The 2,203-nt window shown below is 42.7% G+C and carries 3 protein-coding genes; 2 read left to right on the top strand and 1 reads right to left on the bottom strand.

Features of this window, described 5'->3' with window-relative positions:
• Positions 1 to 311 precede the first annotated feature (311 nt).
• Both NM10_RS13875 and NM10_RS12440 read left to right on the top strand, forming a co-directional pair.
• Positions 312 to 530 (top strand): hypothetical protein, encoded by a 219-nt coding sequence (locus tag NM10_RS13875; RefSeq protein WP_147675891.1) that lies wholly within the window; start codon positions 312 to 314, stop codon positions 528 to 530.
• Between the two features lie 219 nt (positions 531 to 749).
• Entirely contained in the window at positions 750 to 2,120 is a 1,371-nt protein-coding gene (locus NM10_RS12440; protein ID WP_256379011.1) for an ISLre2 family transposase, read from the top strand.
• On the opposite strand, the gene NM10_RS15365 is transcribed toward NM10_RS12440, so the two are convergent.
• On the bottom strand, positions 2,070 to 2,198 hold the full coding sequence (locus NM10_RS15365) for an integrase core domain-containing protein (RefSeq protein WP_081642509.1): 129 nt from the start codon (positions 2,196 to 2,198) through the stop codon (positions 2,070 to 2,072). The two genes, NM10_RS12440 and NM10_RS15365, sit on opposite strands and share 51 nt — an antisense overlap.
• Between the last annotated feature and the right edge of the window lie 5 nt (positions 2,199 to 2,203).

Here is a 2,203-nt window from a genome sequence, read left to right on the forward strand (position 1 = left end):
GTCAGGCMGTTTTCAGAACAGATGACATTGAATTCCTTGTCGCCTTTCAGAATTGACAGAACAATCTTGGTCTTAAATTCAGAAGTGTACTTTTTTCTTGGCATGATAGCATCCTCCAATTTTCGTTACTTAATACTATATCATGCACTCTTAAAATTTTCAGTACTGGTCTGAATTCACAGGCCCATTATAGGATTTGTCATACAATAACGAATACTTTAGAAGATGATTTAGCATTTTTAGGGGAACATATTTTTGAAACAGACCTTCCATACAACATTTCAATACAAGGGCTTTTCACATCGGGTTTAATGTATCAAAGCGTTATTGATGCCAATGGTGATCAGAAATATTCATTTACTCCGCTTGCACAAATTGTGGACCGATATGCAATAAGTTCTAATAATATAGAACGATATCCTGATTTGGGACAGCTTACTAATAGTTTTTCAGCGCCCCAACCTAAATTGCTTGGCATACTTGAAGGGAAGGTAGTATCTGATAAAGATCGTATTGATATATATATATGAATTAATATATGCGATAAAAGCTATGAGCTTTCCATGTTTGTGGCTTTTTATTTTCGAGGTATTACAAAAAACAAAATGGTGTAAAATAATTGTGGGAAAACTTTAATACATTAAAGAAAATATAAAAAGAGAAGGAGCTCCTTGTTGTATAATAAGTTTAGAGCAAACCAATACGAAAGGAGTCCTTCTCATGTTTAGTATACAACAAATTGTCAATGTTTGGGTACATTTTTTAATGAATCTCTTCAAAATATCTTATCCCAAGAAGTATCCCTGGTTCAGTTGAGTCAGAAGTTGGAACAATTGGTGAACCAAACAGGAGGTGAGGTGTTAAAAGCCATCTTGGAACAAGCGGATGAAGCTATCTATGCCGCCAGCAAGCCGGAACATCGCTATCAGGTCAAAGCCCATCGCTCACGGACATTGACGACCCTTTGGGGAGAGGTTACCTTTACCCGGACATATTATCAGGACAAGACGAATTCTTCCTATCATTACCTGTTAGATGAATGGCTGGGATTGGATAAGTCTACGCATATTGAGCCATTTTGCCGAGCTCGTTTAGTCACACGTTCTGCGGATGTCAGTTATCGTAAGTACGTTGCGCTTACGACCCCGGCCCGTTTAAGTGGGCAAAGTGTCTTACAGTCTATTCGTAAATTAGGGACGATTCCCAATCAGGCGGCGGTGATGCCAGCAGCGAAACCAGGGATTTATAAGGTGTATGTGGAAGCCGACGAGGACCATGTAGCGATGCAAAAAGGTCATGCGAAAGAGATGAAGCTGATCAATGTCTATGAAACGAAAGTGCCCGTCTGCCAAGGACGCCGAAAGCTCCTCGGACGGCGTACTTTTTCTGGATGGGAAACTCCGTCTCAGTTATGGCCAGCTGTAAATCGGTATATCCAACAGACATATGGGACAGAACAGATGCCAGAAGTCGTAATTAAAGGAGATGCTGCTGCATGGATTAAATCAGGGACCGAGTACGTATGGAACAGTACTCATGTGGTCGATGGATACCATGACAGTCAATACCTCCGCAAGATTGCAGGCAAAGGTACAAGTACGGCCTTGTATGAGGCACTGAAAGCCAATGACTGCGAAGCTTTCGTGAAAGAAGTACAGCGAAAACTGCGGAAGAGTCCCCAACGGGAAAAAGCCATCCGGGACGGCTATCAGTACATCATGGCAAACTGGGAGGGTATCCATAAAGCCTTGACCCAGCCAGATGCTGCTAGCAGTACGGAAGGACACGTAAGCCATATGCTGTCTGACCGGCTGAGTTCCCGGTGTATGGGATGGAGTCCCATCGGAGCCGAACAAATCGCCCGGATGCGCACCTATATAGCGAATGGCGGTAATCTGGAAGCCTATGCGCGGAAACAATTCACTGCACATAGACAGACGATGAAACCCGAAGTCAATCAAGAAATATTGAAGAAAGAATGGAGCCGTCGAAAACTGCCGTATTGTATAATGGGCCCCTTGTCAAGACCACGTTCTAAAATTTTAAGAGTGGCAGTAAGCAGAATTATTCTAAGCAGCGAAGCAAGCAAAGTAAAACTCGTTGGGAACCTTGTAGCCTAATGCCTCGTGGGGCCGTATGTTGTTGTAATCATCTACGTATTGGTTAATCAGACGTCGAAGCTCTCTTGGGTGCGATATTCGTT

This window comes from Megasphaera sp. NM10 (assembly GCF_000417505.1).
GTDB lineage: Bacteria > Bacillota > Negativicutes > Veillonellales > Megasphaeraceae > Megasphaera > Megasphaera intestinihominis.

Excerpts from the sequence above, each read along its gene's own strand:
- NM10_RS13875 (WP_147675891.1), top strand. The coding sequence starts at position 312 with ATGTATCAAAGCGTTATTGATGCCAATGGTGATCAGAAATATTCATTT.